This is a genomic window from Mucilaginibacter sp. CSA2-8R, from assembly GCF_038806765.1.
Classification (GTDB): Bacteria; Bacteroidota; Bacteroidia; order Sphingobacteriales; family Sphingobacteriaceae; genus Mucilaginibacter.
On the sequence record NZ_CP152389.1, the window covers coordinates 2,920,880 to 2,941,410 of the forward strand.

Annotated in this window: 17 protein-coding genes; 8 read left to right on the forward strand and 9 right to left on the reverse strand. The window is 46.1% G+C overall.

Going from position 1 to position 20,531, the window contains the following annotated elements:
- Nucleotides 1-58 precede the first annotated feature (58 nt).
- Complete coding sequence (locus tag AAGR14_RS12305) at nucleotides 59-1,282, reverse strand: terminase large subunit (protein ID WP_342644515.1); 1,224 nt, start codon at nucleotides 1,280-1,282, stop codon at nucleotides 59-61.
- Nucleotides 1,275-1,793, reverse strand: a complete 519-nt coding sequence (locus AAGR14_RS12310; protein ID WP_342644516.1) for a terminase small subunit — start codon at nucleotides 1,791-1,793, stop codon at nucleotides 1,275-1,277. Before AAGR14_RS12310 ends, AAGR14_RS12305 begins: the two co-directional genes overlap by 8 nt.
- Nucleotides 1,794-2,051: 258 nt before the next feature.
- Here AAGR14_RS12310 and AAGR14_RS12315 point away from each other — a divergent pair, with 258 nt between their 5' ends.
- Entirely contained in the window at nucleotides 2,052-2,570 is a 519-nt protein-coding gene (locus AAGR14_RS12315; RefSeq protein WP_342644517.1) for a hypothetical protein, read from the forward strand.
- A gap of 241 nt (nucleotides 2,571-2,811) precedes the next feature.
- Here AAGR14_RS12315 and AAGR14_RS12320 read toward each other — a convergent pair whose 3' ends face one another.
- Nucleotides 2,812-3,021 carry a hypothetical protein gene (locus AAGR14_RS12320; RefSeq protein WP_342644518.1) on the reverse strand — a complete coding sequence of 70 codons (210 nt, stop codon included), beginning with the start codon at nucleotides 3,019-3,021 and terminating at the stop codon, nucleotides 2,812-2,814.
- 432 nt (nucleotides 3,022-3,453) lie between these two features.
- On the opposite strand from AAGR14_RS12320, the gene AAGR14_RS12325 reads away from it, so the two are divergent.
- On the forward strand, nucleotides 3,454-3,609 hold the full coding sequence (locus tag AAGR14_RS12325) for a hypothetical protein (protein ID WP_342644519.1): 156 nt from the start codon (nucleotides 3,454-3,456) through the stop codon (nucleotides 3,607-3,609).
- Between the two features lie 143 nt (nucleotides 3,610-3,752).
- On the opposite strand, the gene AAGR14_RS12330 is transcribed toward AAGR14_RS12325, so the two are convergent.
- The 3 genes from AAGR14_RS12330 to AAGR14_RS12340 form a co-directional block, all read right to left on the reverse strand.
- Entirely contained in the window at nucleotides 3,753-5,348 is a 1,596-nt protein-coding gene (locus AAGR14_RS12330; RefSeq protein ID WP_342644520.1) for an ABC-F family ATP-binding cassette domain-containing protein, read from the reverse strand.
- 536 nt (nucleotides 5,349-5,884) lie between these two features.
- Nucleotides 5,885-6,907 carry a WYL domain-containing protein gene (locus AAGR14_RS12335; protein WP_342644521.1) on the reverse strand — a complete coding sequence of 341 codons (1,023 nt, stop codon included), beginning with the start codon at nucleotides 6,905-6,907 and terminating at the stop codon, nucleotides 5,885-5,887.
- A gap of 86 nt (nucleotides 6,908-6,993) precedes the next feature.
- Complete coding sequence (locus AAGR14_RS12340) at nucleotides 6,994-7,347, reverse strand: hypothetical protein (protein WP_342644522.1); 354 nt, start codon at nucleotides 7,345-7,347, stop codon at nucleotides 6,994-6,996.
- A 140-nt stretch (nucleotides 7,348-7,487) separates the two neighbouring features.
- Between AAGR14_RS12340 and AAGR14_RS12345 the strand changes: the two genes are divergently transcribed.
- Nucleotides 7,488-8,942 (forward strand): RtcB family protein, encoded by a 1,455-nt coding sequence (locus tag AAGR14_RS12345; RefSeq protein WP_342644523.1) that lies wholly within the window; start codon nucleotides 7,488-7,490, stop codon nucleotides 8,940-8,942.
- A 111-nt stretch (nucleotides 8,943-9,053) separates the two neighbouring features.
- The gene (locus tag AAGR14_RS12350) at nucleotides 9,054-9,629 is read left to right on the forward strand and encodes a sce7726 family protein (protein WP_342644524.1); all 576 of its coding nucleotides are present in this window, start codon (nucleotides 9,054-9,056) and stop codon (nucleotides 9,627-9,629) included.
- Here AAGR14_RS12350 and AAGR14_RS12355 read toward each other — a convergent pair.
- The gene (locus tag AAGR14_RS12355) at nucleotides 9,609-10,676 is read right to left on the reverse strand and encodes a beta family protein (RefSeq protein ID WP_342644525.1); all 1,068 of its coding nucleotides are present in this window, start codon (nucleotides 10,674-10,676) and stop codon (nucleotides 9,609-9,611) included. The two genes, AAGR14_RS12350 and AAGR14_RS12355, sit on opposite strands and share 21 nt — an antisense overlap.
- A 574-nt stretch (nucleotides 10,677-11,250) precedes the next feature.
- On the opposite strand from AAGR14_RS12355, the gene AAGR14_RS12360 reads away from it, so the two are divergent.
- Nucleotides 11,251-12,843, forward strand: a complete 1,593-nt coding sequence (locus tag AAGR14_RS12360; protein WP_342644526.1) for a protein kinase — start codon at nucleotides 11,251-11,253, stop codon at nucleotides 12,841-12,843.
- Between the two features lie 670 nt (nucleotides 12,844-13,513).
- Here the strand turns inward: AAGR14_RS12360 and AAGR14_RS12365 are convergent.
- Together AAGR14_RS12365 and AAGR14_RS12370 are read right to left on the reverse strand one after the other, a co-directional pair.
- Nucleotides 13,514-15,136, reverse strand: a complete 1,623-nt coding sequence (locus tag AAGR14_RS12365; protein WP_342644527.1) for a hypothetical protein — start codon at nucleotides 15,134-15,136, stop codon at nucleotides 13,514-13,516.
- Between the two features lie 141 nt (nucleotides 15,137-15,277).
- A complete protein-coding gene (locus AAGR14_RS12370) occupies nucleotides 15,278-15,949 on the reverse strand; it encodes an epimerase (RefSeq protein WP_342644528.1) in 672 nt (223 codons plus the stop codon).
- 138 nt (nucleotides 15,950-16,087) lie between these two features.
- Here AAGR14_RS12370 and AAGR14_RS12375 point away from each other — a divergent pair, with 138 nt between their 5' ends.
- From AAGR14_RS12375 to AAGR14_RS12385, 3 genes are all read left to right on the forward strand, one after another.
- Complete coding sequence (locus AAGR14_RS12375) at nucleotides 16,088-16,645, forward strand: nuclear transport factor 2 family protein (protein ID WP_342644529.1); 558 nt, start codon at nucleotides 16,088-16,090, stop codon at nucleotides 16,643-16,645.
- A gap of 243 nt (nucleotides 16,646-16,888) precedes the next feature.
- Nucleotides 16,889-17,794 (forward strand): 23S rRNA (adenine(1618)-N(6))-methyltransferase RlmF, encoded by a 906-nt coding sequence (rlmF, locus tag AAGR14_RS12380; protein WP_342644530.1) that lies wholly within the window; start codon nucleotides 16,889-16,891, stop codon nucleotides 17,792-17,794.
- Between the two features lie 738 nt (nucleotides 17,795-18,532).
- On the forward strand, nucleotides 18,533-20,506 hold the full coding sequence (locus AAGR14_RS12385; RefSeq protein ID WP_342644531.1) for a KUP/HAK/KT family potassium transporter: 1,974 nt from the start codon (nucleotides 18,533-18,535) through the stop codon (nucleotides 20,504-20,506).
- Nucleotides 20,507-20,531: the final 25 nt, after the last annotated feature.

Genomic DNA, 20,531 nt, shown 5'->3' on the forward strand with positions numbered 1-20,531 from the left:
TGCCGCTAAGAGTTGTTTTTTATATTATGCAAACTTTATATAGCTATCTGTCAAAAGCTTAAATTATCTCACTTAAACATAAATCTGAATTAGGTAGCGGCTGCCATGGGAGGCGGGTTTTGGGAGTTGCGTTGGATGCTGATTTAAGTTTGTTGAGGGCGATGTAGCGCAGCGGGTCAATAAGGTGGTTAAAGGCATCTATGGGCTCATTAAGGGTTTTGCCCTGGCGGTCTTTTTTCCAGCTGTACTTATCCAGCTCGGCACGCAGGTGGGTGCTGCGGCGGGTAACGTTGATGCGATAACGCTGCAAAATATCCAGCCCGTGCAAAATACTGTCCGGGCCTTTGCGGGCCGGGGTAATGTACCAGCCCATGCGACGCAACTCTTCTATACTTTTGGGTTCGGCACTATCGGCAATAATTTCCTGATTGGTTTTTACGCCTAAGAGTTTTAACCGGCATGATATATCGGGGTTGGTTAAGCCAGTTTCGTAAATCAATTCATTTACCCACAGCTCGCCGTTTTGCTGGTACACTTCCAGACAGCCGGTGGCATCGTTGGTAAAACCAAAGTCGATGCCGCAAGCCAAAAATTTGGCATCCGCGGGTATAGCATCACATACAAAAACGTTTTTTAAAACCAGGCCGTCTACCTTCCCTGTTAGTCCGCGGGCGTATACCCGCCAGGTTTCCTCGTTTTCGTGCTTTAAGCGCTCAATCTGGGCGTGCATATCACTGCTGATGAAGGGGTTGTGCCGGTGGTCGGAAATCAGCAATTCTACCGATGGGTATAGCGCTGTGTTAGTGAGCACCAGCTCGTGTACCCAAAAGGCGGCCGAGGGGTTATAGTCAACCAGCACCTGCTTATCGGTACGCAGGGCCAGTTGTTTAAACACCGGGTATGGGATGCCGTTAGCTTCGTTTACAAACAGGTAGTCGCGCTTGCCCGACTTAGCATCCTGCTCATCATCATAACTGTTGAACTCCATGATGGTACCGCTGGCAAACTCGTAAACCCGCTCGGTGCGGTTGTAAGAGCTTACCTGGCTGCGCAACCAAGCCGACGACCGCAAAATGCGCTCCATGTCGCGCAGCGGACCGGCCTTGAGGTTAGGTATATCCTGCCCGGCCACAGTAATCACTAAATTGGATTGCTGCACGGCGTGGGTGCACAGCACCTGCAAAATAGAATAGGTTTTACCGCTCCAGGTACCGCCCTGGTTAATGACCACTTTGGCCAGCGACTGCAGCGTATCCAGGTACACCTGCGAACACTCAAACATCGACTTCCTTTTCTGACCGGGCCAATGGCTGGGCGGAGGTAATTACGGTAACTACAGGGTTAGTAGGTGTTGCATCCTTTGCCGAAAGATCGGCCAGATGCTTATCATTCCACCCCATGTTTTTAAGGGCGAAGACGGCGCTGGTAGCTTTGCTGCCAAACAAGGCCAGCTCATAGGCATTCTCTACCCGGGTAATGGCCCTACGGATGACCGCCTGCTGCTCGGGCGGGTATTGCGCGGCATACAGCGCGGCGCGACTCTCGAACCCCAAAAACAAAGCCAAACCGGTAATGGTAGGCGGCTCGGGTTCGCGGTCGTATACGGTAGTTGGGTTGGTTTCGGTAGTGCCGTTTTTAAGGGTTTCGGTCACCTCTTCGGTATGCCACTCGCCGGCTATGTGGATAAAATATTGTTCGCAACGTTTGGCTAATTTGGCGGCGCTGGTAAAGTTGGGGTTGGCCTGCCGCCCCCCTGCCGCCGTGGTGGGCTGATTAGGGATATCTTCACTCATCTGTTTCCTCTTTGCTAATCTTACCCCAATTTACGTAAAGATTTCGACTTGTTCAATAAATAATAAATTTATATTATAAATAGCGACACGATGGACGTTATCCGTTAAATTAAATTTTCTCTAAGCGCCTAAATATTAACATGTGCGACATTGGTTTTCCGGGCAGTTTAATTCTCAAATTTTGTTGTATCCATAACTAAATCAACTAAAGTTATTAGCATATTAGCTCCATCAATAAGCAACTTTAAAACCTTAAACGTGAAAAAAAATTTACTTTTCCTTCCGCTTTTCCTGTGTTCATGCAGCCACTTTCAAAGCAACCAGCAAAAGGCCGAATCTCTTGTTAAAAGCTATTTAGACTCCACCCTAAACGACCCGAAAAGCTACGAGAGCATGAAATTTGATACCTTACGGACACAGTATGCGCAATACGGTGTTGGCGACCCGGAAGGCCGCAGACTGGATAGCGTTACCGTTACTTTTCTGGACTCGGCCAGTAAGTATAAAGAAAAAGCAGACAAGGAGTTGGTGACTGGCGAGAGTCTGACGAATTACAATAAATACAGTGAACTAAAAAAACTTTATGATGCCAAAGCCGACAGCGTATCAAAATTATCTGATGAAAAAGGCAAAGGCTACAAGGGGCCGGTTTTTGCATATTCGATAGTGCACAGCTTTCGTGCAAAAAACGGTATGGGTGCGTTAACCATTCAAAAAATGAGGTTCCGGACGGACAGTGCATTAAACAAAATTACCAGTGCCGGTGAGGTAGATTAAGCTGGTCTGCGAAAAAACACGGGCATTACAGGCAGGTCACTAACCAACCAATCAAGATTAATCTAAACAAGGCTGCACTGGTCTGTTTAGATTATTCTGGCATATATTGCCCTGCAAATTATATGGTAAAAATAAGCTTTTGAAAAAAAGAGGCTGTACACTTTACAAGAAACAAACGAATGGTACTACGATGCCCGATGTGACTACCATCTGCAGACTACGGATAGCAATAACCTGTTTGTTACCATTTTATAAAACCGTGCCCGCCCGACATCAGCAATAACAAAACACCCACAAAGGCAATGTACAAACACATACGTATAGCGGCCCAGCTTTTTTCGTCGGCCTTTTGGTCGAGCACCTGGCTGGTGCGGGCCATGTGGCGGCGCTCGCGGGCTTTACGGATGAGGTATTTATTTTTGGGATCGTCTAACATTCTCCTGCTCATCATCTCTCCTTTTTACGTGGTTATACAATTGTTGTTTATAATTGGTGGCGCATCAAGCACCATTTATATAAGTCACTTATACTAAAGATACAGAAAATTTGTTTGCATTGTTTTACACCCCATAGCTATAACCGGCACCCTTTGAACATTACAATCATGCACCCGGGTTTACGCTTTGGTTTGTAATAGATGCTTTATCCGGCTATTAACGTTTGTGCTAATAAGGCAGCCGTTCAATGATAGATATTTTAACCGACGAAAGGCAAATAGATTAGTAATGATAATGTTTTGTTGATATAAGGTTTACCTGGGTAGACTGAACCGGGCTTGATCTCACATTGGCTTTAATAAAATCAATTGCATTACATTTATTCGCAAGACAAACTCAAACCAAACTATTTATTGATAGCTTTAATTTAGCAAATCCGCATCCCGATGAATGCATTAATAGCCCCTATTATGGCCATTATATTTTTGGGTTGGGTTATCTACCTGGCCTTTACCCGGACGCTGAAACGACACCGCGACGAAGTGTTCGCCGGCTTCTTTTTTATGGCGGTTTGGGTGGTGATTTTGGTGGTGGTGAGTTGAGGAATACGGCTCACTACCACCAAATCTCATCAACTAACCAGACAACCATTATTGCTATACCGGCGTGACCTCACTCATTCACTAATTAATTTCCCTTCCGTCAATAAGTAATCAACTCAATAACATAATAATTCAATAACCACTCACTCACTCATTCGAAATTCACTCATTAGCTCCACGTCCTCCACAAAATATTCATCATGCGAAATCACGACCACGGTGCCTTCAAAGCTGCGGATGGCGGTGGTGAGGATTTGCTGGCTTTGCAGGTCGAGGTTGTTGGTGGGCTCGTCGAGGATGAGCACGTCGGGCAGGTGGTTGGTAACGGCCATGCAGCAGAGCAGCAGTTTCATTTTTTCGCCGCCGCTCAAGGCTGCGCATGGTCGGTTCCAGTACGTTGCGTCAAACTGGTGGTAGTGCAGCAGCATTTTCAGGTCGTGCTCGGGCAGGTGGCGCGGGTTATGTTGTTGTAGTTGCGTTAAAACGCTGAGATGGTTATTGATGGCGCTGTATTCCTGGTCGAGGTAAAGGCAGGTAAACGGCGCTTTAATAATTTGCCCCTCACCTGGCTCCTGCACACCCATCAGCAGGCGCAGCAGCGTGGTTTTGCCCGACCCATTGCGCCCCGCCACCCGCACCCGCTGGCCCGACCGCAGCTGGAAGTTGGCCGGCTCCGGCCACAACGGCTGCCCGTTGAAGGCCACGTTGACCGCCTGCATGTCCACCAGTAATTTCCCCCGGTGCAGGTCAGACCGTCGCAAATCAATTTTTAACACCTGCTGCTCCTGTACCTGCGCACGCAGCTGCTGCAAATCGGCCGACAGGCTATCCAGCTTTTCGCTTTGTACGGCTTTCATTTTGGCGGTGCTTTGTTCGGCCTGGCGTTGCAGGTTGCCGGCTACTATACGGGGTAACGACTGGCTTTTGCCGGCCGCCTTGCCCCTGGCCTCCTGCCGCTGGCGCTGTTCGGCCTGGTCGCGGGCTTTTTGTTTGGCCTGTTTCAAGGCCTTTTGCTTGTCGTCGGCCTGGGCTTGCAGGGCAGTTAGCTGGCCGTCGCGCTGGGCACGGTAAAAATCGTAATTGCCGCCGTAAACGGTAATGCCTTGGCGGGTAAGCTCGAGCGTTTCGTCGAGCTGGTTAAGCAGGGTTTGGTCGTGGCTTACCACCAGCACGGTGCATTTGGTTTGGGCAATCCAGTGGTACAATAGCTGCCTGGCGGGACCGTCTAAATGGTTAGAGGGTTCATCCAACAAAACAATTTGCGGCTGATGGATGAGGATACCAGCCAGAAACACTTTGTTTTTTTCGCCACCGCTAAGGTCGGCCATTAGTTGGTTGGGGCTAAGATGCTGCAACTGCCAGTAGGCCATGGCGGCCTGCAGGCGCTCTTCAATATCCCATTCATCATTCAGGGCAGTAAAATGCAATTCGGAAGCATCCCCGGAAAGAATAGCCTGCAAAGCCTGCAACTTACCCGCCACGCCCAGTGCTCCAGCAATGGTTTGCCCGTTGTACTGCCCCAAATGCTGCGGCACATAATAATGTCTGCCCGACAGCTGCACACTACCGCCCGACGCCGGCAGCAAGCCCGCCACCACCTGCAACAGGGTGGATTTACCCGTGCCATTGTTGCCCACCAAAGCGGCCTTTTGCCCCGTAGCAATACTAAAACTGATATGTTGAAATAATACCTCCCTATCCGGGTGGGTATAACTGATTAATTGTGCGATGATACTCATAACCACACTTATTTTTAAACGTGAAAACCGTAGTGAATTAAAACCAAAGGCCGCGAACAAAAACGCAACCTAACGAGCGGTAAACCGCTGCCTGAGCATTAAAAAATCACATGTAGAAACTAAGTTTGCGCAGCTGCCTGGGTACGGCCTACCGCCATTAACAAATGATGACCAAAACTTGCTGCTTCAGCGGCAGCGGGTGTGATGGCACGTAACCATCCGTATTACTTAGTAATTTTCACTGGTGTGTTATGAGGTGAATACTGATGCAAAGATAGTGATAAGTTTCGGGTTTTCGGTTGCGGGGGGGGGGCTTGCGTTGCGAGTTTTCTGTTGCGGGTTGCGGCAATTTAATTGTGGTAATTACGCTGTTTGTTTTGGATTGCAGGAACGACCTGAAGTGTGGTGGTATTGTTGATTTTTTAGACGATGATTTAGAACATACGTAACCGGATACGCGTAACACGAACCCATAGCTGCCCGCAACACGCAACCGAAAACTCGAAGTCCTCCGAAAACACGCAACACGAAACCCGTCACCCGCCGCTCACCTCATAATTGCCCAATGCTCTTTGTAACTGCTCCTGCATTTGTTTAACCAGAACGCGCGGGCCTAACACTCTCATCTTGGCACCGAAGCCCAGCAGTTCACGTTCCAGTTCAAAATTGAGGATGACGCGGATACTGAAGATGCTGCCGGTATCATCCTGGCTCAGTAATTTTTGGCTATGATGCAGGGGTTTAGTAACTACATACGGCGCGTGGACTTTGTCCATCCAAAATACTACTTCGCAATCGCGCTGGTTGGAGCTTTTGGTTACGCCCAGGCAGTTGTTATAATAGGTGGCCAGGTCAAGCTCGGTATTTTCGCGGTAGGCGTCGGCGTGCTCTTCCACGGTTTGAATACGATCGAGCGCCAGGGTGAGCAGCAGGCCCCGGTTGCGGTGGGTAAGCCCAAGCACAAACCAGCGGTTGCGGTATTCTTTGAGCAGGTACGGGCTAAAGCAAAACGTGTTAGCCTCGCGCGCCTTAAACGACTGATAGGTAACGCATAACGTACGCTTAGCTACAATAGCCTTGCGGATAATCTCAATCCACTCCAACCCTTTCAGGTTGTCGTTTTTCTCAAAATCAATCACCGGGGCGCTATGCGTTTTTTGGGTGTAAATTTTGTCTTCCAGCTTGCTCACCATCTCGTTCAGGTCGGCAAAATGGCTAAAGCCTTTAAACTGCTTGAGCAGGTCCGACACCTCGCCCAGCACCTGCATGTCCTGGTGGTTGAGGGGTATGTTGGTGATGCTGTAGTTTTTGTCGCTGTAGGTATAAAACCGTTTATCTACCACTATAATAGGCGCCTCGTAGCCCAGCTTATTGCTGCGCATCATTTCCAGGTCGGCCTGCACGGTGCGGCGGCTCACACCCTTATCAATCCCCTGGTACTCGTACAACGCGTCCGAACAGGCGTCAATCAAATCCTCCAGCGTCCACTTTTTGTAGCGGTTGCGCAGGCAGTTGTCAATGGTGCGGTAACGGATGAGGGCATTACGGTTAACGGGCATAAGATAATGAGTGAGTTTTGAATGAGTGAGTGATGGAATGTGCGGATGATAAATTATGAATAAATTTTACTAACTCGTATATAATATCAATGCCAATCAAAAAAGCAATGCCTGCATTGTTTGGCCAATGGTGTTCGCGCTAATCGTCCGCATTGAGGACAGATATTTATTACGATGTCAGCCCCGTGCTTGCTTAACAGTTCTTTCGAACAGTTGATGATAAAATTACTATAGCCGCCGTCTAATTGAGCAAATGTTTCAGGTTCTCCGCTTAGCCATTTGCTTCGCGTATAAATTGAAATCAAACGTTCACGGTCTGCACGATCGGCCAGCTTTAATGAATGCCGATACTGCTTCAATATCATTTTCTGCGACAGCGAAAGTAATTCAGAATAGTGTTTTACAATATAATCAGCCAGTTCAATTTCTGAGTAACTCATTCTGCAAATTCTAAAATTCAGTAAATTCTGATTCAGACGAATAAAAATTCCAATCAATAATATCAATTTATTTTTCACTGCGCAAATACACTGCGCAGCACCATTTTTATTTTGTGGTGTTGAAATTAAAACACACACCGATGGAAAAAGAAAAAATAAGCAATAACGAGTTAAAAGCCCTGGGCATTAACGATAACCAGATACTCGAAAGCTTCAGCCGGGTGGCTAATGGTTTGCTTAAACACCATGTAATGGGCCGGGCCGAAATACTGGCTAACCTCGAAGCCCTTATTGCCGACCCTATGCCCTACGCGCTTAAAAAAGGCGGCAAGTTTAAAAACCTGGCCGAAATCGTGATTGAGCTGCGTAAAGAAGGCAAATTTGTAAAGCAGGAACGCGGTAACTTTAAACTGAAGGAAGAGATTGCCGATTTCCCGGTGTATGGTTTGGAGCATATTGAGGTGGGCGCGCTGGCGCAAATGCGTACTGCCGTGCAGCTGCCCATTGCGGTGGCTGGTGCCCTGATGCCCGATGCCCACCAAGGTTACGGCCTGCCTATTGGCGGCGTGCTGGCTACCAAGGCCAATACCATTATTCCGTTTGCGGTTGGGGTGGATATTGCCTGCCGGATGTGCCTGAGTATATTTGAAATGCCTGCTACTACCATCGACGATAAAACCGACCACCTGAAAAGCCTGCTGCTCAAAAACACCAACTTCGGCATCGGCGGCACCACCAAATCTTACTTTGATACTTCGCTGTTTGACAGCAAGATATGGAACGAAACTAAAGTGATCCGCACACTTAAAGATAAGGCTTACGCCCAGTTGGGCACCAGCGGAACGGGCAACCACTTTGTGGAGTGGGGCGAACTGACCGTAGCCGATGATGCGCTCGACGGTGTACCGGCAGGTACTTATCTGGCGCTGTTGTCGCACTCGGGTTCGCGCGGGTTTGGCGGCAGCGTGGCCGACCATTACAGCAAGCTGGCCATGGTAAAAACCAAGCTTCCGGCCGAGGCTAAACACCTGGCCTGGCTTGACCTGGATACCGAAGACGGGCAGGAATACTGGATTGCCATGAACCTGGCCGGCGACTATGCCAGCGCCAACCATCACGAAATACACAACAAAATTGCCCGCGACCTCAACCTGCAGCCCCTGTTGCGGATTGAGAACCACCACAACTTTGCATGGAAAGAGCAATTGGCCGACGGCACCGAGGTGATGGTACACCGCAAGGGCGCTACACCGGCCGGCGCAGGTGTGCTGGGCATTATTCCGGGCAGCATGAGCACGCCGGGCTTTGTGGTACGGGGCAAGGGCAATGCTGAAAGCATTAACTCGGCCAGCCACGGTGCGGGCAGGTTGATGAGCCGGAGCGCGGCCTTTAAAACCATTCAGCGCGATTTGGTAACGGCCGAACTGCACGACAAAAAAATCACGCTCATCGGTTCTGACCTGGACGAAGCGCCCATGGTGTACAAAGACATCCACGCAGTAATGGCCGCCCAACACGACCTGGTAGACGTACTGGCGAAGTTTCAGCCGAGGATTGTGCGGATGGCGGATGCGAGGGAAAGGCCGGAGGATTAAACACGGAGGTAATAGTACTCAGCGTAAAATTTTGCGCGCAAAGCACTACTGTCAAACCATTGACACCACATTTTAATTTTAAACAATGTAATATTGTAGAAAAAAACTTAAATGCGGGATTTTGATATCAGAAGCACGTTAAAACAAACGAAGTTAATTCATTTTTTTAATGACGGAAGTTCTAAAATTGTAGATGAATTTACATTTCCTTCTACTAATTCAAGAATAGACATTGCTGTAATTAATTGCGAATTACATGGATACGAAATTAAGAGTTCGAGAGATACCCTACAACGACTTCCAAATCAATTAATTGGTTACGAAAAGGTTCTTGATTATTTGCATGTTGTTGCTGAACCAAAACATATAGTACACATTGAAAAAATCTTACCTGATTGGGTTGGGCTTACTGTATGTCAAGAGGTCAATAGTAATGTAGAATTGTTAGACATAAAACTTAGTAATAAAAACCCTCACAAAGAAGCATTTCATATCGCAAAATTGTTATGGAGAGATGAAATTATTGATATTTTAAACGCAAATAATATAAAATTTCGAAAAAAAGATAGAAATTGGCTACTGTGTGAAGTATTAGCAGCCAACTTAGAACTTGATTTTATCTCTAAAGAAGTTAGAAATAAAATCAAGTTAAGAGATAGTTGGAAGTTAGGCAAGCAAGTTTACTAATTTTTCAATATGACGTGCAGTACTTATAGTAACCCAAGTTTCTGGATTTCCTGAACGTTCATCTCTGCTCGCACAATCATAAATTTCAGCATCTGCCCAACTAAAGTTATGTCCGTCGTAATGTGCATTACTTAGAAGCAGATTACACTTCTTATGATACTGCCCCATACCGTCAGGATGGTTGCCTGGCTTATGACCACGCAGTATCACGAAGCCTTTTTCTCCAGTGTACCTTATACTTGACGACCCAGAGAAACCTTGAGGACTGCTATCGTAAATAGGATGGCGTGTTGCATAATCCGCGTAACTTAATATCGTTGAATGTTCACTGCCATTTATCAACTCATGCCACATATCCCATTCGTGCCTATTATGAACTACAACAGTATCTGGTGAAATATCACTTAAATCTTTGACAAATGACCCAGCTGCAATTATTACGTTTAAAAAGTTAGCAGAATCAATATATTGAAGTAAGGTTTCTGCAGATACTATTGCCGTATCAACACTACTCCTATCTATAAAGCTAAAATCTATTATTAAACTAATATCACTCAAATCACACTTTAATATTGAGGTAAGTCGCTCAATAGTTGAATCAAAAATGCGTGGCTTAATTTGATTTTTAGTAACTCTCACGGCGATTTCTCGTTTACGTCCGATAAGCCTTTTAATCGATTTTAACCTTTCCTCTGGATAATCAAGTCGTAAGACCGGTATAACATTAACGCCATTTGATGTCAAGAAATCGTAGATGTTTTTAAAATCGAAAAAGCTATTACCTTCGCTGAATGCAATGTAGGGATCGAGAAATACTTTATTGTTTTTAAAGCACCAGTAGCTACTCAAGTATCGTTTTATATTTTCCGAACTATCTGTCAATAACTCTAAAATCGGAGTTGTCGAACTTTTAGTTTCATCAGTTAACTCTTTCAATGCTTTAAGTTCGCCTCTCTTAGCTTTAAGTATTGGATAATAATGGCTTGTTGCCTGAACATGGTCCACTAGCACATTTTCAAATTCTTTTTTTAGTAAATTTTGTTTCATAATTAATTTTTATTCTGACCTTATTAAAGGGAATGACCCCTAACTAATTAATTTTTAAGGTGTAAGCAACTAAAAATAAAAATTTTTTATTTATGAAATATTTATACTTTTGCACTGTCGATCCAAGACATGTTACTTACAAATAGGGTCACTAGCCCCAGAGGTGTTTTAAAATAAGCTAAAACATTTTTACGTGACTTTCGTATGATGCTACGAATAGTCTGCCACAATGGCTATGCCAAATTGCTAATTTTTTTGGCTATTTTATAATTTTATTCTAAAAATTCGCTCATCTTTCTCGAGACGAAATATCCCATTAAAGAATACTTAAATAACTGCCATACTTGTCTTTTTGTCACATTCTTTTTAATGAAAATGGGCCAACAAATTGACATATCACTATAAGTGACAGATCAGCTGGTTTTGATAGGACGTATGCTTCGGTATAGAGTTATATGTGTTTATCAGATCTTGAGCCTCGAGTAAAGACAAAGCAAGTCTAAACAAGAGTAAATTTTATTAAAACTAATCTATTATCTCTTAAGTTTACACCACAAAACACAACAACTACTACATGGGTAAAGTATTTACCATAGCTCAGGGGCTCGAAAACTTGGGGGCATTGCGCAACGGGGGGCAGGGTTCGGTATATAAGGCCAAGCGCACCGGCGAAATTGTGGTGGCGGTTAAGCTGCTGCCTACGCCTATTTACTCGGAAAGTGCCGACGACAAAAACTTCCGCAACTTCCAGAACGAGGTCGAAAAACTGAAAAAGGTTAACGAGCGCCCTACACCCCATGTAGTTAAAATTTATAGTTCGGGCATTACCGAGAGCGGCTCGTTGCCCTACATCGAGATGGAGTACATTGAGGGCCCCGACCTTGCCGAACTGCTGCAGCCCCCGCACGAACCGGTGTTTACCATCCCCGAGGTTATTAAGGTAGCTAACCAACTGGCGCTGGCCCTAAGCCATTGCCACCAGGTAAACGTTAACCACGGCGACATCAAGAGCAATAACATCAAATATAACGTTAATACCGGCAACTACATGCTGCTCGATTTTGGCCTGGCCATCATGACCGACGAGCAGCGCCGTAGCAGTTTGCGCAATGCCGGTGCCGTGGAGTTTATGGCACCCGAGCAAAACGAGGGCGAACTGCTGCCGCAAAGCGATATTTACAGCTACGGCGTTATTTTGTACGAGTTGCTGGCCGGCGTGGTGCCTTTCCCGCTCACCAGCAGTGCCGCCACCGCCCGCAACCTGGTAATGCTGGCCCACATGGAAACCCCGCCGCCCGACCTGCTCGAACTGCGCCGCCAGCACCTGCCCGAGTTTTGGGATGCTGATAAGCAAAGCCGCGAAATGCAGGTACCCGAGTGGCTGCTCAGCATCATCACCCGCTGTTTGCAAAAGCAGCCCAACCAGCGTTTTGCCAACGGCTCCGAACTGCACCAGGCCATACAGGCCCAGCACAGCGCCCTCACCATTAAAAGCGACACCGAAAAATCGCTGGTGCTACAAAGCCAAAACGACAGCCTAACCAACCTGCTGCTGCAACAACGCGAAAAAACCATGCGTTTTGAGCGCGAACTTACCGAGGCTAAACAAGCCCTGGCCCAAAAAGAAAGCGAACTGGCCGCGCTTCAGCAAGGCCGCCCGGCGGCTGCATCAAACGCTACCGGCAGTGCCGCCAACACCACAGGTTTGCCCCCGCTCATCCAACCTAAACAACCCGGTATATCAACCACTACGGCCATCATTTTAGGCTTCGTGCTGATTGCCTTGGGTGTTTACGCCGGTTACAAATGGATACCGGGTAAACCGGCCGACAGTGCCCAAACCACAGCCACCACGCCAAAACGTAAGTTAGATACCACCCGCGACGGTAAGCCCATCATTACCCGTGCCGTTGTGCAAGCACCCAACCTCGAAAACCCTGGTCCGGACGCAGGTAAGGCCTTTACCGTATTTGCCGATTACGCCTACTTCCACAACGAACCCAACGAAGAAAGCAAACGCAAAGCCAACCTCAACAAATGGAACAAAGCCCGCCTGGTAGCCCAAGACGACCAGAACGGTTATATCTATGTGGAGTTTACCAATCGTAAAGGTCAGGTAAGTAAGGGGTGGTTAGATAAGAAGGATTTATTAAGGTTGAGCGAGTGAAGCTAATGAGTGAATGAGTGAATAACATTCCCTGTCATTTCGAACGATAGGGAGAAATTTTGCTACTTGCGATTCAGTGCGTTTTTAATTTGAGTTGGTGGTTGTTAACTTACTTAGTCTGCTCTATGCCGCAGAGGCATCTTACTTTTGTCTTGATACAAAAGTAAGCAAAAAATCAAGTCACCTCCCGCTTGCTTCTTTGCGCACAAGGCCGTTGCGCTGCAAAGCCGGGCTGCACCACAGGCTTCTTATATTTTGCCCTGGCTTCGCCGCGCTATGCCAACGCTTCTGCAAAATCTAAAATGCCTTTGTCACCGCACGGGGCCCGCTTGTGCTGCCCGCCTTTCGGCCGAAGCTGGGGAGGAGACCAGGAAGCTCACCCCCCTGCTCCCTAAAGGGCGAGTAGAATTCCTGCCCAAATCGTCCTTAGATAAAAATACTTTAGCAACTCTGACAGCTTATTGCTTAAATTCTAAGTTTGTTCAACTCACAGTCTCTTTCTGCTAATCAAAAACTCCCCTTTTAGGGGGCTGGGGGGCAAAAGTATCAAAAAGGCCTGCTAACAAGATGCCGCTATTGGTTTAAATAAAATTATTTCAATACCCCCTTTAATGCAAAGAAGGCGCAACTGACAGGTTGCCCTGCAGTAGCGCCTTTTAATGGCATTGTTTTATTGGTAGCTTAGCACCGTTTTGGTCTTTGTTGGAACGGATGAACCATTTTCAAAGTATTTTACAGCAATTACGCGTTTAAAATTAAAATAATAATTAGCCGGGCTCAAACCAACAATTGCGGTTTGCAAACCAGTGCCATTGCTTTCCAGTATCAATGTTTTTCTGTCAGCACTATTGGTAATGGTCCATCCCACCGTCGATCCGGTTCCCGCAGACATATCATAGGTTGTATTCGGGTCATTTTCCTTATAACAGGTTAATTCAATTCGCAGCCTGATGTTACCATTTTTTACGCTTGCGTTTATAAAGTAACTTCCGGAATTATCAGTTACATCAGACAACAGGTTTTTATAACCTGATGCGGTGGCCGGATAACTAATTAAATCGTAAGATTTTTTATAAAGGTTAGCGTCTAAAAACGTTTTAATACCGCTTAAATCAACTTTGCTGATAACTGAGTCGGCATAAATTGAAGCGTATTTTGCCCTTACATTTTTAACTACTGCAGCAGTATCCATGTAATACAGATGGGTAGCTAAATCGTTCCCTAAAAATTTTTCGCTCAAAATACCGTCAGTTTCCAAATCCTGAGAAATGTCAGTCAATATCTCCATTAATTCGCTATCGGTCCTGAAGCCTAATAATATTGATGATATAGACAGCAAAATTTTATTACGCTTTGCCGAACCTATCAGATTTAAATCTTCGGCCTTTTTAATACCCGAATTTTCGATACCAAAAACTTTTAATACTTCGGTTACTGCTTGTGTTTTGGCTTCGTCAAACGTCTTGCCCTGTTTAATTAAATATTCTACCCGTGGTCTTTCTAAGTGGGTAAGTACATTTATGTTCATCGTAGCAGACGAGTTAACTTTAATTAACCCGGTAAGCGATATTTTTGATAACGAATTTTGTCCGGCCACTTCATTAAAATAAAAGCCATCCGCTACAGCCCGGCAAAATTTACCTTTCAAATTCTGCACCTTTAAACTAAACGAGCCGAAATTGTCGCTAATGGTAGTGTTAAAACTTCGACCGGTTTGAGTTAGGGTTGAATCCATTTCATATAAAGACACCAACGACCCTTTAGTAAATGCACCCTTTTCAATACGACCACTAATTTCCTGTATGCTTGCTACTCCCTCCAGGCCGCTTAAATTGGAAGATAGTTGAGCAACCAGTGTTTGCAAAGCCGTATTGCTTTTATCAGTTACTTTTTGTTCACTGTAATTTTTATCAACTAAAGCGCTCAACTGATTAACAGTTTTTTTAACATCTTCAACTTGTACAGTCGTACTCACCAACTGCAACGATGATTTAAGATTGGCAATATCGGTGGCACTGGCTGTACCAGACGCTTTAAGTTCGTTTGTTAAGACAGAAAGACTATTGCTTAGTGTTTTTAATGAGCTTACTTCGTCGGTATTAAGTTTACCTTGCTGCTGTAAAACAAGTACACTGTTGTTAATTTGAGTTATTTGACTTTCTAAGGCGGACACCCGGCTGCTTAATTCAGCAACTTCTTGTTTCAAGCCATTATCTTTTTTACACGATGAGAAAATACAGGCACCCACCAATACGGCAGACCATACCTGCCTTTTATTTAATAAAAATTGCATAAGCGTTTAGAGTTGTACAAATATATTAAATGAATTATGCCACACAATTTTTTGCGGACTTAACATTTTACCCTTGTACGAAAACACTCATTTAAAGTTTATAAAGCTCACTGCAGAAATTTGCTCATAGCAATGTATTACTTATCCCCACTTATTACTCAACCTGTTAATATCATTTACCTCAAGCACCTTACGGCCGGCAACGGTGGTGGCACAGATGATCATAGCACGGGCTACCTGCTGTAGTGTACTGGCCGAATCAGGAAATAAACGTTTAACAGCCGGGAACAGCCAGCCCACATATTTATACCACTTTAGCACATGTAACTGTCCGGGTACGGGCTGCATTACGCCGGGTCTGAAATTACACACCTTTTTAAACGGAAGCTTTTGCAGGTCGTTTTCGGTGCGGCCCTTAACGCGGGCCCACATAATGCGGCCTTTTTCAGAACTATCGGTACCCGCTCCACTTACGTAAATAAACGTAGAGTCGGGATTAAGCCCTGCCACCACACCGGCAAAGTGCAGGGTGGTATCGTAGGTCGCCAGGGTATAGTCGGCCTCATTTTTACCAATGCTGCTTATGCCGGCACAAAAAAAACAGGCGTCATAACCTTTTAATTTTTCGTCGTCAGCATTCAGCGACATAAAATCGGGCACCAAGTATTCGGTTAATTTAGGGTGCTGATGGCCGGTTGGTTTACGGCTAACACTAAGCACACGTGCCACTTTAGGATGATTGAGGCACTCGAGCATAACGCCCTCGCCTACCATGCCTGTGGTACCGGTGATGATTACATTGATCGGTTGCATAGGATAGTTAAGAGTAAAAGCGAAATATTTTGTTACAACAGCCGGTCAGAAAATGCGTTTGCACTTTGCAGAGACTGTGTTTGTAAAAACTTTGCTACGTTTTGTAACAAGCAGTTAAATGCAAGCGACTAATTACAAATGAAGACGTTAATTACTTTACTTACCTGCTTACTCATAAGCTTTTCGGCATCGGCTCAACAGCAAAAAATATTGCAGCCGAAAACGAGCGTTCAGTTACCCCATCCCATAGTTTCTCATTCGCCAACGGATGCATCTCGTCCAAAGCTAACTGCGGTTGCCATGCCGCCTTACCATCCGGCTGAGCACCCCTTGTACAAAACCATAGTACAGATGGACAGCCTTTACTTTGACACCTACAACCATAGCAAGGCCGCTCTCATGGATTCGCTCACGGCTGATGACATTGAGTTTTACCATGACCGTGGCGGGCTTATCACTTCTAAACAGGAATTGCTGCAGTCGATCCAAAAAAACATATTTGGCAAAGTAAACCGGGTGCTGAGCCCGGGCAGTATTGAGGTTTACGAAATACCCAATTACGGTGCTATTGAGTTTGGCTACCATAGCTTCCGCAACCTGGTTGAGCACAGCGAAAGCCGTCCGGCTAAGTTTGTCGTCACGTGGAGGTTTAAAGACAACCGTTGGCAGGTTACGAGGGTAGTAAGCTTACATTAGCAGATAGTAAGTGGTTAAATAAAGCTGCAAATGGGTTAGACAACTTATTGTCTTACAGATACCTATCTAGGTGAGCAGGTTAAATTACTGGTTGTCATCCGGCTACAGGCGGTCCTTAATACCACTTACAAGCTCATTAAGCTTAGAGCGGTTGCAAGCCTTTGTCAATGCACTCATTCATAAATCACTCATTCACTCATTGGCTAAAACCGTACCTTTGCATCAAAGCAAGTAACCCGATACATGACCAACCCTCCTGCTCCGGCCGATAAAACCAACCTGCACCCGCGCAACCTGCACCGCGGACGCTACCCGTTTAACGAGCTTACCAAAGCTCTGCCCGCCCTGCGCCAATATCTTACCCGCAACGAGCAAAACGAGCCGACCATCAATTTTACCGACCCCGAAGCCGTAAAAGTGCTAAACCAGGCTTTGCTGAAGCACTATTACAAAATTACCTCGTGGGACATCCCCGAGGGATTTTTATGTCCGCCTATACCTGGCCGCGCCGATTACCTGCATTACCTGGCCGATGTACTGGCCGAGGGAAACAACGACACCATCCCTACCGGCGCCGGCGTAAAGGTGCTCGACGTAGGCGTGGGCGCTAACTGCATTTACCCTTTACTGGGCCACCAGGCTTACGGCTGGAACTTTGTGGGTACCGAGGCCGACTACATTGCCGCCGCCTGGGCACAAAAAACGGTGGATACCAATGGCCTTAACAAGGCTATCCAAATCCGCAAGCAAACGTCGTACAACCATATTTTTGAGGGCATCATTAAGCCCGGCGAAAAATTCGACATCACCATGTGTAATCCGCCCTTCCATTCGTCATCGCGCGAGGTGAAAGAAAAATCGCAGCGCAAGTGGGAAAAGCTGGGTCAGGACACGGCTGCAGGCCTCAACTTTGGCGGCCGCAACAACGAGTTATGGTGCGAAGGCGGCGAACCGCGTTTTTTAAATAAAATGATGAGCGAAAGCAAGCAGTTTGCCGGTCAGTGCAAATGGTTTTCGTCGCTTATTTCCCAAAAAACCACCCTGCCGGGCTGCTACAAATCGCTCGACTACCTGGGCGCTGCCGAAGTCAAAACCATTCCCATGTCGCAAGGCCAAAAGGTAAGCCGCATTTTGGTGTGGAGATTCTAGACAATTAATGAGTTTTGAATGAGTGATTGAGTGAATTTGGGTGTGCTGATGTGCAGATGGGAGTTGATAAGTATGTTAATTGGGATACTTTCTCCCTTAGCTCTTGTTTTGTGGCTCTATTCTCTTCATACTTAGCTCGTGATTTCTGATTCTCTCCGCCACACTTGTCATCTCGAATGCTTATGAGAAATCTTGATACTGATGATAAGTAACCGCTGTTATTTAGTCATCTACATTCATTACTCTTTACTCTAAAAATACCGGCTGCGTCATTGCGAGGAACGAAGCAATCTCTTTAGGACAAGCTCGCCGCCGGATTAATAAAGCGGTGCACGAACGCTGGCTCAGCTTAAAGAAATTGCTTCGTTCCTCGTAGTGACGGCTTTTTTTTGCGTGAAAGAAAAGCGTAGTCCAACCGTCGCAATTATCAAGATTCTCGTTATCACTCGAAATGACAGTTTGAGTGAGAGAGCCAATAACCAAGATTACAGATACTAATACATTCATTAGTCAATTTCACTGATTCACCGACCAACGGACTCTCTCATTCTGTCATTCACTCATTGCTTTCCCGCCTCTCCAAAATGGAAAACCACCCTACCAAAATGAAAGGGTGATATCAACAGCCAAAAACCCAAAAGTGCCCTTTTTCCATAATGGAAGGCCTTTTTTTCAAAATGGCATACCCCTTGTTCGCGGCTTTGTAACTATTGAAATATTGGTTTTGTTAAAATTTCCATGAACAGTCCTCATCTCAGAAAACTTTCGGGTGCCGGCATACTCGTAACCTTGGGTATCATCTTCGGCGACATCGGCACCTCGCCCCTCTACACCTTTCAAACATTGTTAAAAGAAGGCGGCCGCGCCGACCAGTTTCTGGTGCTGGGTGCCATTTCGTGCGTATTTTGGACGCTTACCCTACAAACTACCTTTAAATACATCATCATTACCTTACAGGCCGACAACCGCGGCGAGGGCGGCATCTTTTCGCTTTTTGCCCTGGTGCGCCGTTATGGTAAAAAACTCATGATTCCGGCCATTATTGGTGCCGGCACCTTGCTGGCCGACGGTATTATCACCCCGCCCATCTCGGTAACCTCGGCCATTGAGGGTTTAAGTTTGGTACCCTCGCTCAGCAAGCACTTTGTACCCGGCAACGATCTGATTTTAGGCATTGTGATAGGCATTATTTTTCTGCTGTTCATCTTTCAGCAGTTTGGCACCAACGTGGTGGGCAAGGCTTTTGGGCCGGTAATGCTCATCTGGTTTATTATGCTGGGGTTTGTAGGCACTATGCAAGTGGCACATTACCCACAGATATTTAAAGCACTAAATCCCATCTATGCCTGGGATTTACTGACCCAGCACCCTAATGGTTTCTGGTTGTTGGGCGCAGTGTTTTTGTGTACCACCGGCGCCGAAGCGCTATACTCCGACCTGGGCCATTGCGGGCGTAAAAATATACAGGTGAGCTGGATATTTGTAAAGATATGCCTGGTGCTTAACTACCTTGGCCAGGGCGCATGGGTATTAACCCAAAACAAATATCATACGTTTGAGGGCGTTAACCCATTTTTTGAAATTGTACCCCACGCCTTTTTACTGCCTGCCATTGGCATAGCTACATTGGCTACCATTATTGCCAGCCAGGCGCTCATCAGCGGGTCGTTTACATTAATCAGCGAGGCCATGAGCATGAATTTCTGGCCACGTGTTACGGTGAAGTATCCAAGCAATATCCGCGGACAAATCTATATCCCGAGCATCAACTGGATTTTATGCTTTGGATGTATCGCGGTAGCGCTTTACTTTAAAACGTCCGAGTCTATGACGGCAGCTTACGGTTTTTCCATCACCATTGCCATGCTGATGACTACCGTGTTAATGTATTACTTTATGCGCTACGTAAAGCACTGGCCGGCCTGGTTGGTTATCATCATCCTGTGTGTGTTTTTGAGCGTGGAGTTCTCGTTCTTTGTGGCCAATGCGGTTAAAATCGTTAAACGGTTATTCTTCCTGGTGTTTGAGGTGGGATTAATTTTTACCATGTACATCTGGTACAAGGCCCGCAAAATTAACAACCGGTTCCTCAACTTTGTAGATCTTAAAGATTATATCCCGATGCTGCAGGCCATAAGCATCGACCAGGGCATCCCTAAGTTTGCTACGCATTTAATTTATTTAACCAAGGCCAACAGCAGCAAGCAGATTGAGCAAAAAATAATGCACTCCATCCTGAGCCGCAAGCCTAAACGGGCTGACGTTTACTGGTTTGTACACATTGAACGTACCGACGAACCCTACACGCTCGAATACATGGTAGAAGAACTGGAAGAAGATAAAGTGATTCGCCTGGAATTCAGGATTGGTTTTAGGATCCAGCCAAGGGTTAATGTGCTGTTCCGCAAGGCGGTTGAAGAAATGATTGCCCGCGGCGAACTGGACATTACCAGCCGTTATGAATCACTGAGAGGCTACAATCTGCCGGCAGATTTCCAGTTTGTTATTTTCGAGAAATTCCTGTCGTACAATAATAACTTTAGCCTGAGCGAAGGTTTTATCCTGAACAGCTATTTTGCCATCAAACAGCTGGCTCAGGGCGACGCCAAAGCCTTCGGCCTCGACACCAGCGAAACCCGCGTAGAAAAAATCCCGATGATTGTAAACCCGCTAAGCAGTCTTAAACTGAAACGGATTGAGGTTGGGAAGTGAGCGGATAAATAATGATTGAATGCGT